Origin of the sequence: Bradyrhizobium sp. 482_C4_N1_8 (assembly GCF_052075965.1) — a bacterium.
In the GTDB taxonomy this organism is placed as follows: Bacteria; Pseudomonadota; Alphaproteobacteria; order Rhizobiales; family Xanthobacteraceae; genus Bradyrhizobium; species Bradyrhizobium barranii.
Genome location: NZ_CP197231.1, coordinates 3,503,318 through 3,517,412, shown reverse-complemented (window position 1 = coordinate 3,517,412; position 14,095 = coordinate 3,503,318). Strand labels below are relative to the sequence as shown.

General features: G+C 63.9%; 17 protein-coding genes. 9 read left to right on the top strand and 8 right to left on the bottom strand.

Annotated features, from left to right (window positions below):
- Positions 1 to 8 precede the first annotated feature (8 nt).
- Positions 9 to 881 (top strand): Crp/Fnr family transcriptional regulator, encoded by an 873-nt coding sequence (locus AB7Z56_RS16445; RefSeq protein WP_441256363.1) that lies wholly within the window; start codon positions 9 to 11, stop codon positions 879 to 881.
- Between the two features lie 277 nt (positions 882 to 1,158).
- Here the strand turns inward: AB7Z56_RS16445 and AB7Z56_RS16440 are convergent, their stop codons facing one another.
- Together AB7Z56_RS16440 and AB7Z56_RS16435 are read right to left on the bottom strand one after the other, a co-directional pair.
- Positions 1,159 to 1,644, bottom strand: a complete 486-nt coding sequence (locus AB7Z56_RS16440) for a phasin (RefSeq protein WP_354124441.1) — start codon at positions 1,642 to 1,644, stop codon at positions 1,159 to 1,161.
- Between the two features lie 536 nt (positions 1,645 to 2,180).
- Complete coding sequence (locus AB7Z56_RS16435; protein ID WP_354124442.1) at positions 2,181 to 2,567, bottom strand: COG4315 family predicted lipoprotein; 387 nt, start codon at positions 2,565 to 2,567, stop codon at positions 2,181 to 2,183.
- 146 nt (positions 2,568 to 2,713) lie between these two features.
- Between AB7Z56_RS16435 and AB7Z56_RS16430 the strand changes: the two genes are divergently transcribed.
- Both AB7Z56_RS16430 and AB7Z56_RS16425 read left to right on the top strand, forming a co-directional pair.
- Positions 2,714 to 3,220: a GNAT family N-acetyltransferase gene (locus AB7Z56_RS16430; protein WP_354124443.1), complete on the top strand. Its 507-nt coding sequence runs from the start codon at positions 2,714 to 2,716 to the stop codon at positions 3,218 to 3,220.
- Between the two features lie 117 nt (positions 3,221 to 3,337).
- A complete protein-coding gene (locus tag AB7Z56_RS16425; protein ID WP_135216652.1) occupies positions 3,338 to 3,634 on the top strand; it encodes a hypothetical protein in 297 nt (98 codons plus the stop codon).
- A gap of 77 nt (positions 3,635 to 3,711) precedes the next feature.
- Here the strand turns inward: AB7Z56_RS16425 and AB7Z56_RS16420 are convergent, their stop codons facing one another.
- The gene (locus AB7Z56_RS16420; protein WP_354124444.1) at positions 3,712 to 5,685 is read right to left on the bottom strand and encodes a DEAD/DEAH box helicase; all 1,974 of its coding nucleotides are present in this window, start codon (positions 5,683 to 5,685) and stop codon (positions 3,712 to 3,714) included.
- 243 nt (positions 5,686 to 5,928) lie between these two features.
- Here AB7Z56_RS16420 and AB7Z56_RS16415 point away from each other — a divergent pair, with 243 nt between their 5' ends.
- The 3 genes from AB7Z56_RS16415 to AB7Z56_RS16405 all read left to right on the top strand — a co-directional run bounded on the left by AB7Z56_RS16415 (position 5,929) and on the right by AB7Z56_RS16405 (position 7,471).
- Entirely contained in the window at positions 5,929 to 6,231 is a 303-nt protein-coding gene (locus AB7Z56_RS16415) for a hypothetical protein (RefSeq protein WP_354124445.1), read from the top strand.
- An 80-nt stretch (positions 6,232 to 6,311) separates the two neighbouring features.
- Positions 6,312 to 7,052: a metallophosphoesterase family protein gene (locus tag AB7Z56_RS16410; RefSeq protein ID WP_354124446.1), complete on the top strand. Its 741-nt coding sequence runs from the start codon at positions 6,312 to 6,314 to the stop codon at positions 7,050 to 7,052.
- A 65-nt stretch (positions 7,053 to 7,117) separates the two neighbouring features.
- On the top strand, positions 7,118 to 7,471 hold the full coding sequence (locus AB7Z56_RS16405) for a cupin domain-containing protein (RefSeq protein ID WP_354124447.1): 354 nt from the start codon (positions 7,118 to 7,120) through the stop codon (positions 7,469 to 7,471).
- Positions 7,472 to 7,494: 23 nt separating this feature from the next.
- Here the strand turns inward: AB7Z56_RS16405 and AB7Z56_RS16400 are convergent, their stop codons facing one another.
- The 5 genes from AB7Z56_RS16400 to AB7Z56_RS16380 all read right to left on the bottom strand — a co-directional run bounded on the left by AB7Z56_RS16400 (position 7,495) and on the right by AB7Z56_RS16380 (position 11,032).
- Positions 7,495 to 8,007 (bottom strand): hypothetical protein, encoded by a 513-nt coding sequence (locus tag AB7Z56_RS16400; RefSeq protein ID WP_063982492.1) that lies wholly within the window; start codon positions 8,005 to 8,007, stop codon positions 7,495 to 7,497.
- A gap of 95 nt (positions 8,008 to 8,102) precedes the next feature.
- Positions 8,103 to 8,519, bottom strand: coding sequence for a VOC family protein (locus AB7Z56_RS16395; protein ID WP_441256362.1), 417 nt, complete (start codon positions 8,517 to 8,519; stop codon positions 8,103 to 8,105).
- Positions 8,520 to 8,624: 105 nt separating this feature from the next.
- Positions 8,625 to 9,107, bottom strand: coding sequence for a DUF5680 domain-containing protein (locus AB7Z56_RS16390; protein WP_354124449.1), 483 nt, complete (start codon positions 9,105 to 9,107; stop codon positions 8,625 to 8,627).
- Positions 9,108 to 9,110: 3 nt separating this feature from the next.
- The gene (locus tag AB7Z56_RS16385; protein WP_354124450.1) at positions 9,111 to 10,262 is read right to left on the bottom strand and encodes a zinc-binding dehydrogenase; all 1,152 of its coding nucleotides are present in this window, start codon (positions 10,260 to 10,262) and stop codon (positions 9,111 to 9,113) included.
- A gap of 131 nt (positions 10,263 to 10,393) precedes the next feature.
- Positions 10,394 to 11,032 carry a Clp protease N-terminal domain-containing protein gene (locus AB7Z56_RS16380; RefSeq protein ID WP_354124451.1) on the bottom strand — a complete coding sequence of 213 codons (639 nt, stop codon included), beginning with the start codon at positions 11,030 to 11,032 and terminating at the stop codon, positions 10,394 to 10,396.
- Positions 11,033 to 11,357: 325 nt separating this feature from the next.
- Between AB7Z56_RS16380 and AB7Z56_RS16375 the strand changes: the two genes are divergently transcribed.
- The 3 genes from AB7Z56_RS16375 to AB7Z56_RS16365 all read left to right on the top strand — a co-directional run bounded on the left by AB7Z56_RS16375 (position 11,358) and on the right by AB7Z56_RS16365 (position 14,062).
- A complete protein-coding gene (locus AB7Z56_RS16375) occupies positions 11,358 to 11,837 on the top strand; it encodes a GNAT family N-acetyltransferase (RefSeq protein WP_354124452.1) in 480 nt (159 codons plus the stop codon).
- Positions 11,838 to 11,874: 37 nt separating this feature from the next.
- Entirely contained in the window at positions 11,875 to 12,672 is a 798-nt protein-coding gene (locus tag AB7Z56_RS16370) for an alpha/beta fold hydrolase (RefSeq protein ID WP_354124453.1), read from the top strand.
- Positions 12,673 to 12,814: 142 nt separating this feature from the next.
- The gene (locus AB7Z56_RS16365) at positions 12,815 to 14,062 is read left to right on the top strand and encodes an MFS transporter (RefSeq protein ID WP_354124454.1); all 1,248 of its coding nucleotides are present in this window, start codon (positions 12,815 to 12,817) and stop codon (positions 14,060 to 14,062) included.
- Positions 14,063 to 14,095 lie beyond the last annotated feature (33 nt).

Genomic DNA, 14,095 nt, shown 5'->3' with positions numbered 1-14,095 from the left:
CCGGGCATATGCCTGCACGGCAACGCGGCTCGGCCAGAGAAGATGCGTTTGCTCGCCGCCGGGCCTCCGTCGAGGGACGATTCCCCGTGATGGAGCACGCGACCAGAGTTGGTAATCGCCTGTTAGCTGCATTACCGCCGGCCGACTTCGCGTTGCTTGCACCCTATCTCCGGAAAGTACCGCTCCAGCACGATGCAGTCCTGGTTCGATCGGGGGACCGGGTCGAGCACCTTTGCTTCCCGTGCAGCGGCGCGATCGCCCTCATCATGGAGTTGCCGAACGGACAGACGGCCGCAACCGCCGTGATCGGCAACGACGGCGTCGTCGGCCTCATGACGGCGCTCGGCCCCGTCCGATCTCCCCTGACGGCGGTTGTCCGCGTGGCCGGGACCGCACTGCAGATCTCGCCCGCGCGATTTCAAGCAACGCTCGAACGCAGTCCCGCCCTCGCAAGCGCGGTTCAGATTGTGACCAGGGCGATGATGACGCAATTCCTGCACGTCGCAGCCTGCAATGCACTGCACTCCGTCGAGGCCCGCCTTGCCCGCTGGCTGCTTCACATTCACGATCGGACGGAGGGCGGTGGTGACGTCCTGCACCTGACGCAAGAGACGTTGTCGGAATTGCTCGGCGTCCGGCGGACCACCGTCACGCACGTCGTGAGCGCACTTCGAACCTCAAGGGCCCTGAAATCCAGTCGGCGCGGCCAACTCGAGATCGACAGGCCGCGGCTCGAGGTCGTCGCCTGCGAGTGCTACAAGGTGATGAGCCGCAGGATCGATCGGATCGTTTCGCAGGATGCCGTCAGGCGGCTTCACACCGCGCCCGCGCGGAACGGCTGCCCGCCCCCGGACTTCCCGTTCGCCAAGACCGATTCATAGACCCAGGCCTCTCTGGCGAACCACTCATGCGTCGCCGCGCACATCCCGCAATATGTGCGCGAAAAGAACACCGTACTGCACCGAAATCTTTCGCGATCTATCTCGATGCCCGTCGGAATGGCGTGGCCCGTTTCCGGGCACTTGATCATCACCATACCCATCCTGACTTCCTCCAGCTTGGCATCACCTCACAGCAAGGCTTCACCGCCTCGGCTGGACCGCGCCCCTTCTGGCGAAGACGCTCGTCCAGCCGATCCACGCGGCCAGTAGCCTCGATTCAAGCAGCCCTATGCAGAACCAGGTTGAAACTCTTCTTGATCGGCTCGGCCGTCTCGGTTGCGACCTTCTGGGCGAGGTCCCAAAGCTCCCGGTTTTGGCGAGAAGCCGCTTCAAAGGTCTTGCGGCTGTGGCTGGTGGAGAGGTTCACGACATCCGCAAACGACCTCGCATCCGCAAGCTGGGACATGAACTCCAGCGCGGAGCTGGTATTGATGTTTGATATTTCGATGACCTTGGTGCCGTAATCGGCGGCACGCGTGGCATTGGTCGAACAGGCTTCACGGAGCGCTTCGGTGATCTCCTCGGAAGCCGCCCTCATCCGCTCTAAATTTGCCTTGGCCCGGGCGGCGCCCTGCTCGGCGAGATCGCCGAAGATCGCCTGGAAGTTGAAAAACGGCAGGTCGAACCTGGGCATTGCACCGCCATTCGCCGTCCCGTTCAGTGCAGTGGCGTTCGTCTCGGCTTTCAGATTGGCGTCATTCATGGTCGTTCATCCCCTCACGCGAAACCAGATAATGGATCGAAGACTCCCAGAAGCTCCCAGATGCGGACCGCACCGGGAAACCAGTGCCCCTACTCTCAAATGGAGGGATGCTGCTGCCGATATGCCGCTCTCGCCCCCTGCCGGAACCAACTATGACCAACCAAAATCGGGCCTTCGGTTCGCTTTCGGACTCTCGACTTGAATAAATTCGATTCAAGCGACGACGCGCCACGGGCGGCTTTTTTTCTTCTTCGAAGTTGTCGCGATTACTCCCGCCAACTTGAGATCAGTCCGGCGAGCGGTTCGGAGACGCCGGCGCCGGTGGCCTTCCTCGGGGTGCGCGGCGAGGATTCGGCCGTTTCCGGATGGCGCCCTGTCATTGATTGATTGCGAGTTGATGGAGCCGCACCGCAGCGCACCGCATTGAACGATACGTCGCATCGCCAACACGGCGCTGCGCTGCGTCCGAGGCACGAGACCGGTGGCATCTCGTCAATGTCAGACACCACCTCGCATTGCCGCGGCGGATTGTCCGCTCACGGCATCGCCAGATGCCAGGCGCCGTTCAGAAAGCCGTCGCCGGTGATGTCGCCGGGCTTCTGGTCCTTGGCGAAGGTGTAGAGCGGCTTGCCCTTGTAAGCCCACTGCCTGGATCCGTCGTCGCGCGCGGTGACGGTGTAGCCGTCGCCCGCGGCATCGCTCGCCTCGGCCTTCAGCACCGGCCAGTTTGTCGCACACGGTCCGTTGCAGGCGGACTTGCCGTCCGCATCCTTATCGAAGGTGTAGAGCGTCATGCCCTTGGCGTCGGTGAGCACGTTGCCCTTGTCGGTCTTGCCGGTCTTGGTCGGCGGCGCGGCGAAGGCAGCGGGGATGATGGCGAGCGATACGGCGAGCGTGAGCGCGAGGCGGATCGAGGACGTCATGGGTTCTCCTGTCATGCAATTGGCTTGCATGGGGTAGGACGCCGCGCAACGCTTCGTATTCCTGGGACGTCGGCAAAGATATTTTTCGCTGCGCGCATCGTCGCGACGGAATAAACTGAATGGGTGAGACCGACTAACGGACCGACATGAGCAAGCCGCATTGGCGTCCCGCGCGCGCCTCCGACCTGGTCGCGATCAGCGCGATCGCAGCGCGGATCCATCCTGATCTCCCTGAGAGTCCCGACGTGTTCGCGGAGAAGATGCGACTCTATCCCGATGGCTGCCGTCTGCTCATCGCCGACGAAGAGATCGCCGGCTACGGACTCGCGCATCCGTGGAGGCAGCACCGGATTCCGCCGCTCAACGGCTTCCTGCAACAACTTCCCGATGATGCGGATTGTCTCTACGTGCACGACGTCGCCGTGCTGCCCGATTTCCGCGGTGGCGTCGCGCGCGATTATATTGCCGCTATCGAGAAGCTGGCGCGCGCATCACACATCACAACGCTCGCGCTGGTCTCGGTCTACGCCACGCGGCCGTTATGGGAGCGTCTCGGCTTCCGGCCCGTCGCGGCAGATGCGGAGGCGCGCGCAAAGCTCGCCTCCTACGGCGAAGGCGCGACCTACATGCTTCGCGACCTCGCTGCGACATAACGTCCCCGCCCGGCTCACGCGGGCGTGAAGCCGTCCCTCGAACCGCCTTCGATCATCCCCCGTCGAAGGTGTGCGCGGGCCGTTCCGGTCTCGCCGAACCGAGACTGGAGAATTTCCATGAAACTCACATTGTCGAAAGTTGCTTTGATTGCATTCGCCGCGGCGGCCGCGTTCAGCGCAACCAGTGCCAACGCGGCGCAGGTCCGGACCTATGGCTGCGATTCCGCCTTCTTCGAGGGCTGCGGTATCCTGGTCGAGACGCCGACCCCGGGCGGCAGAAGCCGCGTCAACCTCACTCACGACACCTCGCCCATCTACATGAAGCAGACCGACCCCCGCTACAGCTCGTCGATGCGCGATGCCGGCGGTGGCGGTGGCGGAGGTGGTGGTGGCGGCGGTGGCGGTGGCCGCTGAGTTCGCAGCTGACTTTTCAGATGATGTCGCCGGCGCAATCCGGCGGCATCATTGCCGTCTGCACGGTCAGGCGCAGTTCAGCCCCGATGCTTTTTCTTCGCCTTCTTTTTTCCAGGCGCGCCCTTCAACGGCCACGGCGTGACCGCCGGCTCGGCATGGCCAGGCTTGTTCTTGTGCTTCTTTTTCTTTCCGAACGAGGGAGCATCGTCGAATTTCGGCCTGCGCTCGCCGTGAGCCTTGTCGCGTGGCTTGAATCCAGCTGCATCGCGCGGGCGATCGTCGCGACGTTCGCGATGATCGCTGTCGCCGCTCTCGCGCCGGGGCGGCTTTGACCGCTCTTCCGAAGGCGCCTGCCGCTGCGGCGCATCCGTCATCGGTTCGAGGCGGATATTGTCTTCCTTGTCCGGACGCTTGATCTTGGCGGCGAAGGTTTCCGCGACCCGCTCGGAAATTTCGAACTCGGTCGTCGTGTCCATGATCTTGATGGCGCCGATGTCGCCCTTGTCGATGCCGCCGCGGCGGCAGATCATCGGCAAGAGCCAGCGTGCTTCCGCATTCTTTCTTCGTCCGATGTTGGCCCGGAACCAGACGCTGCCGTCCGCCATGCCGTGTTTCGCCGACGATTTTCCTGATTTGGGTCGGGCTCTTTCGGGGCGATCATCGCCGCGCGAAGTGCGGGCATCGTCGCGCGGTGCGCGGACATTGTCGCGCCCGCGATCGTCGCGCGGCCGGCCGGCTCGCTCGCCGGGATCGATGATGTCTTCGGGCGACGGCAGCCGTGCGCGATAGAGCCGCGCGAGTGCGGCTGCGATATCCTCGGCCGACCGCTCGGCCAGCAGCGCCTGCGCCAGCACCAGATCGTCCGCGGTCGTCTCCTCGGTGAACAACACGTCCTTCATGCGGTCGTGATCGAGCTTGCGGATTTCCTCCGCCTGCGGTGCCGTTCCCCAGACCGCGTCGATCCCCGAGACATTCAGCAGCATTTCCGCACGTCGCCGCCGTACAGGCGGCACCAGCAGGACGCTCGTCCCCTTGCGGCCCGCCCGCCCGGTGCGGCCGGAGCGATGCTGCATCACCTCGGCGTCGTTGGGCAGATCGGCATGGATCACGAGATCGAGGCTCGGCAGGTCGATGCCGCGGGCGGCGACGTCGGTCGCCACACAGACGCGAGCGCGTCCGTCCCGGAGCGACTGCAGCGCCGTGGTCCGCTCGTTCTGCGTCAATTCGCCTGACAGCGCGACCACGGAGAAGCCGCGCTCCAGCAGCGCCGCCTGCAAATGCCTGACGTGATCGCGCGTGCTGCAAAACACCAGCGCGCTCGGCGCCTCGAAGAAGCGCAGCACGTTGACGACGGCATGTTCGACATCACCGGGGGCGACCCGGATGGCACGGTACTCGATGTCGGCGTGACCGCCTTCATCGCCGGCGACCTCGATCCGAAACGCCTGCTGCTGATATTGCTTGGCCAGCGCCACGATACCGCGCGGAAACGTCGCCGAGAACAGCAACGTGCGGCGTGTCTCCGGCGTGGTCTTGAGGATGAATTCCATGTCCTCGCGAAAGCCGAGATTGAGCATCTCGTCGGCCTCATCGAGGACGACCACTTTCAATTCCGTGATGTCGAGACGGCCGCGACGCAAATGGTCGCACAACCGGCCGGGCGTGCCGACGACGATGTGAGCGCCCGCCGCAAGCTCGCGCTGCTCGCGCCGCGGATCCATGCCGCCGACGCAGGAGACGACCCGCCCGCCGGCATGCCCATACAGCCATGCCAGTTCGCGCTGAACCTGCAAGGCGAGCTCGCGGGTCGGCGCCACGATCAGGGCGAGCGGCGCCCCCGCCTGCTCGAACCGCTCGGCATCGCCAAACAGATCCTTGGCCATGGCGAGGCCATACGCGAGGGTCTTGCCGGAGCCGGTCTGGGCCGAAACCAGGAGGTCGCGGTCGGCGGCTTCGTCCGCGAGCACGGCGAGCTGGACGGGGGTGGGTGAATCATAGTTCCGCTCGGCCAAAGCGTGGGCGAGCGGCGGGGTCAGGGCCGGAAAAGACACGGGATGGAGAACCTTGGTTAATGTCAGGCGCGGAACGGTGAACCGGCGGACCTGAGTTGCGTGCGCGGCAAACGGCCCGGCCGCACGCTGGATGTGATCAGGGCGCTCTTTACGCCAAGTGCTCTTGAATCACCATGCCTATGATGCATGGCTTGACGGAAAGAACCGCGCCTGAAGGTTGCAGCGGACCTTTGCGGCCACCTCCATTAACCTGAAGCCAACCGGCTTAGAGGGAACGACCGCGTGACGCCTTCCGCCAAACGCGCCTGCGGCGATTGCTCGCTTTGCTGCAAGGTCATGGCCATCGAGGCGTTGGCCATACCGGCTGGAAGCTGGTGCCGGCACTGCAAACCCGGCCAGGGCTGCGCGATCCATGCCGAACGCCCGGCCATCATGGGCCAGCGCATGATCCTCGTCACGCCGGACCGCGAGTTCGATCTCGGCATCGTCGGGCCGGACGAGCGGATCGTGCGGGAGCTGGAGGGGACCAAGGTCGTCGGCGCGACGGTGGTGAAGGAAATCAGATCAGCCATGGCTAGTTGGTGAACGTCCCATCAGCCGATGCTAGATAGGTCCGGTGACCTGGCAGAGTTAAGTTCAGGCAAAGCAGCACGGGGAGCACGACGATGCGATTGGCAGTCATTTCCGATATCCACGGCAATCTCGCTGCGTTGGAAGCGGTGCTGGCCGACATCAAGGCGCGCGGCGTCGATCGTACGGTCAACCTCGGCGATTGCGTCACCAGCCCGCTGTGGCCAAAGGAAACTTTCGAGGCTCTCCAGTCGCTGTCGTTGCCGACGGTGCGCGGAAATCATGATCGCTGGATTGAGGAGCTTCCAGACGACAAGCTCTCGCCGGCAGGTCTGTTTGCGCGTAGCGCATTGACCGCGGAGCAGCGCCGCGCACTTCACAGCCTGCCCTCCCAAATACGGCTGGACGACGGGATCCTGGCCTGCCACGGCACACCCGACGACGATACGACGTGCCTGCTCGAAGAAGCGCTCGAGGACGGCCGCTTCGTGCCGGCGCGTCGCGACGTGCTGACCGCGCGCCTTTCGAGCGCGCCAACGGCGCGTGTCGTGCTGTGTGGTCACAGCCACCGCCAAGCGGCTGTTCAGGGCCCGGGCGACCGCCTGGTCCTCAATCCCGGCAGCGTTGGTTGCCCGGTGTTCGCGGACATTCCTTTTGCCGCAAACCTGGAGCATCGCTCGCCTCACGCCCGCTACGCGATCCTCACGAAACGAACAAGAGGCTGGCAAGTCGAACTGCTGGCCCTGGAATACGACTGGGAAGCCGCGTCCGCGCAGGCGCTCGCCAACGGCCGCCCGGAATGGGCGGAGGCCATGTTATCAGGACACGTCAAATAGCTGGCCTTGCCACGTCGGTCATTCGATCCCAAATCGTGCCTCACGAGAGAGCAACGGGGTGAAACATGGGCGACAAGATATCGCTTGCCGACAAACTCGCGACCTTTGGGGATTTCTGGTCGCCGCGCACGGTCACGACCTTCAACGATTGCGACGTGATGGTGGTGAAGGTGAAGGGCGAGTTCACCTGGCACAAGCACGATGACACCGACGATTTCTTTCTCGTCCTGAAAGGCAGTCTGGACATCGAATTGCGGGATCGCACGGTGACGCTCGGCCCGGGCGAACTCTATGTCGTGCCCAAAGGGGTCGAGCATCGCCCGGTGGCACGCGAGGAGGTTCACCTCCTGCTCATAGAGCCCACCGGCACCCCGAACACGGGCGACAAGGCCACCGCCGCAGCACGCAAGCTCGCATAGAGGACAACGCGCTTGGCGCGCGTCTAATCCCTGGAGGTCGCCAGCTTGCTGAAGCGGCCGACCAGCCTCGCCTTTACCCGTGCAACTGTGTCCCTCGCCGCGCGGCTCAGGGCGCGGATGGCGCGCCAGGCGTCGGTTGCCTGCAGCCACGCCTTCACCTCGGAGAACTTGCCGTACGCCCAGGCGAACGCCGGAATCCGCATCAGCTTGTCGCGCGTGAGATGGAACAGGCGCTCGACCAGCACGAGCTTGAGCAGTTCGCCGATGATGAAAGTCACGGCGGCGCTCACGACCTGACCCGTTGCAGCGAGGTAGGCCGCCACGGGCTTGATCGGCTCCAGAATGATCACGGGCACGGAAAACAGGGCGAGCGAGGGATAAGGGGACAGCGACCTGATCCAGGTGCGCAACCACTTGAATTCGAAATGCCGCCCAATCCAGCGCGCCATTGGCCGCGCGACGGCCATGAAGACGGCATCCACCAGGAAGTAGATGGCCGCCAGGATGTAAGTAACGGGTTTCAGGATTCGCTTCACGATACCTCTCCCGTGAAGTGAAAGTCGGAACCTGGGCCTAAGTTTCACCTTAACATGGATAGATCGGGGATTCCCGATGGAACTTTTTGGGCGCCTCAGATCTCGGCATAGACCTCCAGCAAATTGCCGTCGGGATCGCGAAAAAACAGCGTCCGGTGTCCGAACGACTGGTTTGTGGGCGGTGACAGCAGTGCCACGCCCTGCCGCACCAGTTCATCGGCACATTGATCGACCTCGGTCGCGGACACCTTGAAGGCCAGTTGCAGCGAAGCGCTGCCCGCCGGCGTCGGCGCGTCGGCCGCGGTCCGGCTTGGTCTCGCCAGCGCCAGCGTATTGCTGCCCAGGCCGTACTCGATCCAGTTCGGCGAGAGCTCGCGCAGCGGCGGAAAGGCGATAACGTCCTCGTAGAACCGGCGCATCGCCGCCATGTCGCGCACGAATATGACGGTGTAGTCGATCGCGCGAATGGCGTTGAAGGGGGAGCGGGTGCGCGGGTTAGGTTCGTCTGTCATTGTAGCCCTCATTCCAAACTCAGGCTCGTAGCCCGCATGGAGCGGAATGCGGGACCGGCGGCCCCGGATTGCGCTGCGCTCCATCCGGGCTACAAGGTTCAAGAATTATCGCAACAAACCACCGCTATAGCGCAGCTCGTACAGCGGTGCGCCATCATGCCGCGAGATCGTCTCGACGCCGTGGAAGCGATCGAGCGCCCTTTCGACCTCGTTGCGGTAAGTCATGCCTGCCTGCTCGAACAGGCGCGGTCCCCGATAAGGCTCCTCGACGCTTACGCCCAACAGCGCCTGGCGCAGGAATTTGTAGATCTCGAGCAGCGTGGACCGATCCGTGATGTCCGCACGGGCGCCGCCGCTGTAGCTCATCGACCAGATGACGCGGTCATCCTGTGACACGGTCTCTTGGCCAACGAAAAATCCCATCCCGAAATAGATATCGCGATAGGCATAAGGTGGCTCGCGATGCTCGAGCTGCTTGGAGCCGGCGAGCAGCGGCGCGGCCACGGTCGCGTCGTCGTCCAGCCCCGCATAGGTGCGCCGCTTGGCTTCGACCAGGAACGCTGCGAGATCGGGTGGAATAGACGGCATTATCTAGTCCACCAGTTCCGGCCACGGCACGATGGTCGATTTCACCGTCTTCATCGCCATCGCATCCCTCACCGCCTGCGCGACGCCCGCTTCCGTGAACGGATAGATCGTCTGCATCTTCAGCCAGGGATATTTGTCACGCGTGCGGTAGAGCATGTCGACGCCGAGCGGGAGATCATTACCGGTAAAGCCCCAGGATCCCAGCACGTTGAGGTCCTTGGTGCAGATGCGGTGCCAGGAGGTCTCGATCGAGCCGGCGTCGGTGAACTGACCCATCTCGACATAGGTACCGCCGTCGCGGAGCATCTCGATGCCTTCGGGGCCGGCGGTCGGATGTCCCGAGCAATCCATCACGAGATCGGCGCCGAAATGGCCTACGATCTCGCGGACGCGCGCGATGCGCTCCTGCGGCGATTTGATCTCCTCGATGTTGACCGTCGCCTCCGCGCCGAACTCGCGCGCGAGCTTGAGCCGCGGCTCCTCCGGCGCACCGACGCAGATCACGCGCCCTGCTCCCATCTCCTTGGCGGCCGCGACCGCGAGAATGCCGATCGGACCCGAGCCCTGGATCACCACCGTGTCGCCCCAGGAAAAACCACCGGCGCGACTGGCGCGGTTGAAGGCGCGGATGCAGGAGGTCAGCGGCTCCGAGAGCGCGCCCAGCCGCAGCGACATGTCGTCGGGCAGCTTGTAGATCTTGGTGCCCGGCAGCATCTCGAGATCGACATAGACATATTCGGCCCAGCCGCCCCACATATGCGGCGCCTTGTCGAAGCCGAGATAGCGGCCGTAATAGACCGGCGTCAGGCACTTGTTGGCGGTCTGCGGATAATGGATGCAGTAATAGCAGTGGCCGCAGGGCATCAGCGGCGGGATCATCACTTTCGAGCCGACCTTGAGCGGCTTGCTCATGAAGTCCTCGGTGAATTCCTCACCGCATTCGACGATGATTCCGCCGAGCTCGTGGCCGAGCGTGAACGGCCAGGGCAGCGGCTTCGGCCAATGCCCTTTGAGAATGTGCAGATCGGTGCCGCAGACGCCGCAGGCGCCGACCTTGATCAGCGCAGCCTTTTTGCCGACCTTCGGCCATGGCACGGTCTTGATGACGGGCTCCGAGCCCGGCCCTGCGTGGGTGCAGACGCGGATCTGGTCCATGGGTGTGTCCTCGCGGCCTGCTTGTTATGATTGATTGGTGCGGCCGACGATCAGCCTATGACAGCCGTGGGGCGTTGCAAATACCAAGGTGCATACCTCAAATGCACCGGGGCAGAAGGTTCACTGTTCTCTCAACTTGCGCGAGGAGGCGCTCTCTCAAGACCTTCGCTGGTCATGCCCTGCTCGCTCAGGAGCCAAACCGCAGGACTTGCAGTTTCGCTGAACATGGTCGCCAACACGTCCAGACCGCTCGTTTCACGTTTCAGGCTGCGCACGGTCGCACGATGCACCACACGTCGAAATGCAACCGTCGGCGTCGTGTCGCGCTCGTCGCGGATCATCACCCAAGTGCTCAGCTTATCGTCGATATAGGAGACTGTGGTTCGCCTCAGGGCTTCGAGGTCAACCTCGCTGGCCTTCATCACTTCCGAGGCATCCGGATCGTCCAGCAGCGCAAGCAAGAGATGCTCCAGCGTCGCAAACTCGTGCTTTCGCGCTTTGGCGTAAGTGAGAGCCCTGTTCAGAGTCAGATCGAGCTCGCGGGTAAATCCCGAAGGCCATTTGATGCTCGCACGCGGTGGCTGAGCCGAGGCCGTGTCAGACGCCGGCGGTCCGCGTCGGATCGCGGCAGCAAGCGTATTCCAGTCAGCCAAGCCAAACAGCTCGGCGGTCAGCTCAAGGCTTTCGGCGACCGAAATCTTGAGACCTTTGGAGGCGAGAGAGGCGCGCAGCGTGCGCGCCATAGCTTTAGCATCGCGAAAGTCGCGCATGGCTTACTCCTTTGCTTGAACACTTCGGGAAGCCAGTGCTTGCGTTGCTGACCCGTTGTTCGGCAAAGGGGCCAAGACGATGCATGCGATACGTTCACCATCCCGTAAAGGGTGCAAGCGGCAGGTCGTATCCACCTGAAAGAAAGGTGGCTCGGCGGCCGCCAAGTGTCAATACTGACGACTCGCGCAAACCCGTAAATGGCTTGCATCCGGACGCTGGTCTAGGATGAGATGGCTCGCAGCCCGCATGGCGCAGCGTGGAATACGGGACCAGCGGCCCCGGATGTCGCTGCGCTCATCCGGGCTACGGTCGAGGATAACGCCGATGCTGCGTGACTATCAGCCAGCGGATGCCGAAGCGATCGTGCGCGTTGCGCTGGCCGCGTTCGCACAGTTCGAGCAGGACTATTCCGACTGGCCGTTGTTTACGACCCATGTCGCGAAGATGCCGGAGCTTGCCAAAACCGGCGAGATCATCGTCGCCGAGGATGGCGGCCAGATCGTCGGCGCCGTCGCCTATGTCGGTCCGCAAGCCCCGAAGCCGGCCTTCTTCGATCCGGCCTGGCCGGTCATCCGCATGCTGGTGGTCGATCCGGCCGCGCGCAGCAAGGGCATCGGCCGGCAATTGACCGAGGAATGCCTGCGCCGCGCCGAGCGCGACCGGTCGCCGGTCATCGCCCTGCACACGACGCCGATCATGACGGTCGCGCTGCCGATGTATCAGCGGATGGGATTTACCAGGGTTCGCGAGGCGCCGGATATTCTGGGCGTGCCCTATGCGGTTTACGTCAAGGCGCTGGGGTAGGATGGCGTCGGCGTTGATTCTTTGACAGTCGTTGCGAATGACAAACTGGACGAGCCGGACCTGCGCGGCAAATGGCATCGACATCCATTATTTACGGACCGGGGGCGACAAGCCCGCGCTGATTGCGCTGCATGGTCTGACCGGAAGCGGTGCCTGCTGGACACCGTTGGCGCGTGCGCTCGAAGATCGGTACGACGTGATCATGCCTGATGCGAGAGGACATGGCGCATCGAGCGCGCCGTCTGGCGGGTATCTGTACCGCGATCTCGCAGACGATGTCATCGGCCTCATTGACGCGCTCGGGCTGACAGCCCCGATCCTGCTCGGCCATTCCATGGGCGGCATGACCGCCGCCGTGGTTGCGAGCGAGATGGGTACGGCCATTCGCAGCGTTATCCTCGCCGATCCGACCTTCTTGGCACCGGAGCGCCAGCGCGAGGTTTACCGGAGCGACGTCGCCGAGCAGCATCGCCGGCTTCTGGGGCAGGACAAGGATGAGGTACTGGCCGAGGCCCGGCGGCGGCATCCGCACCGTTCATCCGAGCTGCTCGACCTGATCGTTGATGCGCGGCTGCGGACCGAGATCAGCGCCTTCGAGGTGCTCACGCCGCCGAACCCGGATTATCGCGAGCTTGTCAAAGCCATTGCCGTCCCGAGCCTGCTTGTCATCGGAGACAATGGTGTTGTCTCCGTCGAAACGGCGCGGGAGCTGCAGGGGCTCAATCAACACCTCCGCCATGAGGTGATCGCGAATGCGGGCCATGGGTTGCCATATGACAAGCCGGATGAGTTTGCTGCGGTGGTCAGGTCGTTTCTGGCGACGGAGATGGCGTGACGCGCTGCTTCGTAGCCCGCATGGAGCTTTGCGGAATGCGGGGTCGGCGGTCCCGGATTGCGGGCTACGGACATACACCCAAGTGTCTTGAGCGGCCGGCGGCGAACGTGTAAGGCCCGAACAGTCCCACCCAGGTGATCGCTTGAACCCCCTTCCCCAAAATCCTGTTGTCGCGTCCGGATCGTTCGCGGCGATGAAGTCGGTGCCGTACCGGCTCCAGTTCATCGCCTACGTGCTGGCGATGATGGCGGACAATATCGAGCATGTGATCAGCTATTGGGTGGTGTTCCAGAAATTCCATTCGCCGACGCTGGGGGGCTTTGCCGTGCTGTCGCACTGGCTGCCGTTCCTGCTGTTCTCGGTCGCGGTCGGCGGGCTCGCCGACCGGTTCGATCCCCGGCGCATCATCCAATGCGGCATGCTGCTGTTCATCGTGGCCTCGGCCGGATGGGGCTTCTTCTTCATCACCGACACCATCCAGATGTGGCACGCGATGCTGCTGCTGGTGATCCATGGCTGCGCCGGCGTGCTGTGGCAGACGCCGAACCAGTTGCTGCTCTACGACCTCGTCGGTCCCGCGGATCTTCCGAGCGCGGTGCGCCTGAATGCGATGGCGCGCTATCTCGGCATCCTGGTCGGCCCCGCCGTCGGCGGCGTCATCATGCTCACGCTGGGCACCTCGGACGGCATCATCTTCAACACGCTGTTCTACCTGCCGATGCTGCTGTGGCTGTTCTGGGCGCCGGTGCGCGACAAGAGCGTCGCGGTGCGGCGCTTCGCCGTGCGCGGCCTTGCCGACATCGTGCTGACGATGCGTGCCATCGGCACGCAGCCGGTGCTGACCGCAATGACCTGGCTCGCCGGCCTCACCTCCTTCATGATCGGCAACGCCTATCACGCCCAGATGCCGGGCTTTGCCGGCGATCTCGGCCACGGCGATCCCGGCGTCTCCTACAGCGTTCTGCTCGCGGCCGACGCAGCCGGCGCACTGCTCGCCGGCATCGCACTGGAATCCTGGGGACGGTTGAAGGGCACGCCGCGCACCGCGATCATGCTCGCCATGCTGTGGAGCGTGGCGCTGCTCGGCTTCGCCGCGGTGCGGATCTATCCGGTCGCAATCGTGCTGCTGTTCTTTGCGGGCTTCTTCGAGCTGTCCTTCAACACCATGGCGCAGGCGCTGGTGCAGTTGAACGCGCCGCACGACATCCGCGGCCGCGTCGTCGGCCTCTACAACATGGCCGGGCTCGGGATGCGGGCCTTCAGCGGCATCACCGTCGGCCTGTTCGGCGCGGCGATCGGCATTCAGTGGTCGCTCGGGCTCTCGGCCGCGGTGCTGCTGGCGCTGCTGTGTCTTCTCTATGGGCGCGCGACGAGGAAGACAGCCGGTTGACTCTCGTCCCTCCCCACAGCACGCTCGAGATGG